This window comes from Weissella oryzae SG25 (assembly GCF_000691805.2).
Classification (GTDB): Bacteria; Bacillota; Bacilli; order Lactobacillales; family Lactobacillaceae; genus Weissella; species Weissella oryzae.
On record NZ_DF820512.1, the window covers coordinates 1 to 3,019 of the forward strand.

The following is a 3,019-nucleotide window of genomic DNA, read 5'->3' on the forward strand; positions in this document are numbered from 1 at the left end:
TTAATCTCTCGTTCTGCCATCACTTAACTCCTAATCCTGACTTCAAACCCACAATAAAATCATATGGCATTAATAATTCTTCACTAAACGTGTGATTTTTCATATTGTTAATGATTATTTTCAACATTGCTTCCCGCTTATCTTTAGTCGTTGTCATCTTCTACCACCTCGATTTGAATAGATCAACGTATTTGAAAACTACCTTTTCAGATAATTCGACAATATCCAAGTCATAAGTCACGCGACCGCTGTTTGTACGTGCATTTGCTTGAGCAAATTTATTCATGAATGCTGCTGCGCCATCGAAACTGTTAAACAACAATTTAGGTGTTTTTGAAAATTGATAACCATGCCAAGATTTCTTTAAAATGTACCTGTATGATTGTTCTAAATTGTCCATCGCTCTTACTGCATAAAGTTTTGCCATTACTCAACCACCTCTACTACGTTCTTAACACCTTGCTTAGAAAACGTTTTACGTAAGAAACCTGCAATTTGTTCAGCCTTGGCTTTAGAATAACTTTCAGCATATTTTTTCTCATAAACGGATCCGGTATCTACCAGTCTTCCATTCTCATCAAGAAACTCATCTATTACCCACATAAGCCCTAGTTCGCAATCATTAATCTGTACCTTGTACTTTGCCATTACTCAATCACCTCAACATCACGTTCCATAAACCAAATGGTCATATAACCAAAATCAACTAGAAATAGTTTCAAACAAAGTTCAGCAACCATATGTTCACTAACAACTTTTCCAATAGTTCCGCGTTTTACACGAGTAGTAAATTTAGTTTTGACTTGCATTACTCAACCACCTTAATTGTTTCAGGGTGCAAATATGCAGATACTAAGTTAGTTTCGTTACTAAACAACGGATGTTCTTTAGTGGAAATCGTTGCAAATACGTCAGGGTTATCAATTATTTGGAAAATGGTTCTTGCAAATGGCTCTTCCAGTTCAACCACTGGTGCATAAGTCTCGCGTAATTCCTCAATTAAGTCATTCAAATATGACTTTGCCGCAGCGTTTTTCACTAAATTTTGGTCTGAGATTGCACCTATAAATTCATCAAATGTCATTACTCAACCCCCTCACTTGGCAAGCGGAAATCATGTTGGACATACCAATTGGCTAACTGTGTTGCAACTACACCTACTTCTCTACCATGTAGATTTAAAATATCACCAAGCTGACTACCCACATATTGATATTCAAATAATGCCTCTCTAAATCTATGACCTAATACAACTAAATCATCAAAATTATCACGTTTTTCAAGCTCATTAATTCTCATGACCTACGCCCTCACAATCTTTACATCGATTAGTTTGTCAGTAGTTCGATATTCTTTTTCAATTAAATCGAGTGGTGTCCGAACCTGAGCTACCACTTGATTAAGTGTTAAATTCACCAGACAGTAGCCACCATTTTCTAAATGAGAAACTAAATATAAATTGTTGTCTTCTGCTACAAACACGTTGCCAAGTTTGTATATATCTTCCGGTGTTTGCTTCTCAACTTTATCAATTTCAACTTTCATCATTTACTCCTATCGCTTAGTAGTGACCAACTACCATAAATAACTAGTGCAGCTCCAACAATCATCATTCCAACAATCATCCAAGGATGTGTGCAAATGAACATCCAAAGCTTCCCCAACATTAGTAATCTCTCCTATCAACATCTTCAAAGTAGACCTCTTCAAGGCCGTTGTATTTTGCATCTTCCATAGCTAGAACTCCTTCTTTAACTAGTTCTCTGACAAAATCACGCTTTAAATGCTCGCTGTGAGCCCGCCAAGCTAGCTTTTCATCGTCAGTCCACGTCATTATTCTTTTACCGCTAGGCTTATAAGCTTGTTGCCAATACTTGCCGTCAGACTTACGAATAATGTAGTAATACTTATTCATCTCCAACACCGCTTTTTCTAGTACTGTATTTGCTAATCATCTTGTAAGCATTTCTCAGTTCTTTAACTAAAGGCTGGGCTTCATCAACATCCCACTTCTCATAACTGCCTAACTCTCTTAAAATTCGCAGTTTTTCTTTTTTCCAAAAGTTGTACTGTTCTTCATTACCCAAATAAAGCCCACCGTCTATATGGCCGCTACCTATACCATGTTCTTTACGGTAACGAACAGCATATTTGCTGCCATTCAGTGACCTAGCTGTATAACCCCAATCGTCAGCAATTTGTTCAACAGTTGCTCCGGCTTCTAGTTGCTCACAGAACTCTGCATATCTTTCTTCATAAGACCATTTATCTTTTCTTGGCATTTCAAAACGGGTTCACAGTCTTTTCACCCTCGACTGATAGTTTTACTAAATAATCAACACTTATTTATCGTTTAAATCTAACAATACGTTACACATTTAAAATAAACTGGGTTGAATATCTAACAACATTTTTTCTTTTGCTGCTTTGTAGAAGTCTTTTTTTATTTCAAAACCATAGGCTTCACGACCCAAACTTGCCGCAGCTCTTAGAGTCGAGCCGCTCCCAGCAACTGGATCAATTACTACATCGCCCCTATCTGTAAAGATTTCAATTAACCGTTCCAACACACCTTGCGGCTTTTGTGTCGGGTATACTTTGGGTATTTCTTTACCATCACGACCCCAACGCATCCAGTTAAAAATCATCTCGCCATTATTATTGAACTTTGGGAGCTTATCTCTATAAAGAACTGTTGCATATTCAGTTGCACCAACAACCTTCATGTTTGCTTTTAAAACTTGCGGGCTAGTATCTTTTACAAAGACCATTGGAAAAGAATGCTTAAACCCATACTTCTCACCATATGCGGCCACCATTGGCATTTGTTGAAAAGAACTAAAGACAATCATTGCTGGAGCTTTACCAGTTTCCTTTGGCTCTTTGATAAGCATTCGATTGGCAAAGTGCATAAACTCAACGATATTGAAATTCTTATCTGTATCAAAGAATTGCTTATTAGCCTTGTCACTCTCACCCTTTGTGTTATCTCCATCTACATACCATTGATTTGAGCTTG

At 37.2% G+C, this 3,019-nt stretch carries 11 protein-coding genes; all 11 read right to left on the reverse strand.

Going from position 1 to position 3,019, the window contains the following annotated elements; genetic code table 11:
• Window positions 1-19: 19 nt before the first annotated feature.
• The gene (locus TT13_RS11435; RefSeq protein ID WP_190279677.1) at window positions 20-157 is read right to left on the reverse strand and encodes a hypothetical protein; all 138 of its coding nucleotides are present in this window, start codon (window positions 155-157) and stop codon (window positions 20-22) included.
• A gap of 3 nt (window positions 158-160) precedes the next feature.
• Window positions 161-427, reverse strand: a complete 267-nt coding sequence (locus TT13_RS10660) for a hypothetical protein (RefSeq protein WP_027699932.1) — start codon at window positions 425-427, stop codon at window positions 161-163.
• Window positions 427-648, reverse strand: coding sequence for a hypothetical protein (locus TT13_RS10665; RefSeq protein WP_027699933.1), 222 nt, complete (start codon window positions 646-648; stop codon window positions 427-429). The genes TT13_RS10660 and TT13_RS10665 overlap by 1 nt, the downstream gene beginning before the upstream one ends.
• A complete protein-coding gene (locus tag TT13_RS11440; RefSeq protein ID WP_190279678.1) occupies window positions 648-809 on the reverse strand; it encodes a hypothetical protein in 162 nt (53 codons plus the stop codon). Before TT13_RS11440 ends, TT13_RS10665 begins: the two co-directional genes overlap by 1 nt.
• Window positions 809-1,084: a hypothetical protein gene (locus TT13_RS10670; protein ID WP_027699934.1), complete on the reverse strand. Its 276-nt coding sequence runs from the start codon at window positions 1,082-1,084 to the stop codon at window positions 809-811. Before TT13_RS10670 ends, TT13_RS11440 begins: the two co-directional genes overlap by 1 nt.
• Complete coding sequence (locus tag TT13_RS10675) at window positions 1,084-1,299, reverse strand: hypothetical protein (protein ID WP_027699935.1); 216 nt, start codon at window positions 1,297-1,299, stop codon at window positions 1,084-1,086. The genes TT13_RS10670 and TT13_RS10675 overlap by 1 nt, the downstream gene beginning before the upstream one ends.
• Before the next feature lie 3 nt (window positions 1,300-1,302).
• On the reverse strand, window positions 1,303-1,545 hold the full coding sequence (locus TT13_RS10680) for a hypothetical protein (RefSeq protein WP_045476588.1): 243 nt from the start codon (window positions 1,543-1,545) through the stop codon (window positions 1,303-1,305).
• Window positions 1,545-1,667: a hypothetical protein gene (locus tag TT13_RS11680; RefSeq protein ID WP_278279355.1), complete on the reverse strand. Its 123-nt coding sequence runs from the start codon at window positions 1,665-1,667 to the stop codon at window positions 1,545-1,547. Before TT13_RS11680 ends, TT13_RS10680 begins: the two co-directional genes overlap by 1 nt.
• Window positions 1,667-1,915 (reverse strand): hypothetical protein, encoded by a 249-nt coding sequence (locus TT13_RS10685; RefSeq protein WP_027699936.1) that lies wholly within the window; start codon window positions 1,913-1,915, stop codon window positions 1,667-1,669. The genes TT13_RS11680 and TT13_RS10685 overlap by 1 nt, the downstream gene beginning before the upstream one ends.
• Window positions 1,908-2,282, reverse strand: coding sequence for a hypothetical protein (locus TT13_RS10690; RefSeq protein ID WP_027699937.1), 375 nt, complete (start codon window positions 2,280-2,282; stop codon window positions 1,908-1,910). The genes TT13_RS10685 and TT13_RS10690 overlap by 8 nt, the downstream gene beginning before the upstream one ends.
• Window positions 2,283-2,378: 96 nt before the next feature.
• Window positions 2,379-3,019: DNA methyltransferase (locus TT13_RS10695; protein ID WP_027699938.1), on the reverse strand; the 641-nt coding region annotated here is incomplete at its 5' end.

Bases quoted from the DNA above. Each gene is read 5' to 3' on its own strand.
- TT13_RS10665 (WP_027699933.1), bottom strand. From the start codon at position 648: ATGGCAAAGTACAAGGTACAGATTAATGATTGCGAACTAGGGCTTATG.
- TT13_RS10660 (WP_027699932.1), bottom strand. From the start codon at position 427: ATGGCAAAACTTTATGCAGTAAGAGCGATGGACAATTTAGAACAATCA.
- TT13_RS10675 (WP_027699935.1), bottom strand. From the start codon at position 1,299: ATGAGAATTAATGAGCTTGAAAAACGTGATAATTTTGATGATTTAGTT.
- TT13_RS10670 (WP_027699934.1), bottom strand. From the start codon at position 1,084: ATGACATTTGATGAATTTATAGGTGCAATCTCAGACCAAAATTTAGTG.
- TT13_RS11680 (WP_278279355.1), bottom strand. From the start codon at position 1,667: ATGTTGGGGAAGCTTTGGATGTTCATTTGCACACATCCTTGGATGATT.
- TT13_RS11435 (WP_190279677.1), bottom strand. From the start codon at position 157: ATGACAACGACTAAAGATAAGCGGGAAGCAATGTTGAAAATAATCATT.
- TT13_RS10690 (WP_027699937.1), bottom strand. From the start codon at position 2,282: ATGCCAAGAAAAGATAAATGGTCTTATGAAGAAAGATATGCAGAGTTC.
- TT13_RS11440 (WP_190279678.1), bottom strand. From the start codon at position 809: ATGCAAGTCAAAACTAAATTTACTACTCGTGTAAAACGCGGAACTATT.
- TT13_RS10685 (WP_027699936.1), bottom strand. From the start codon at position 1,915: ATGAATAAGTATTACTACATTATTCGTAAGTCTGACGGCAAGTATTGG.
- TT13_RS10680 (WP_045476588.1), bottom strand. From the start codon at position 1,545: ATGAAAGTTGAAATTGATAAAGTTGAGAAGCAAACACCGGAAGATATA.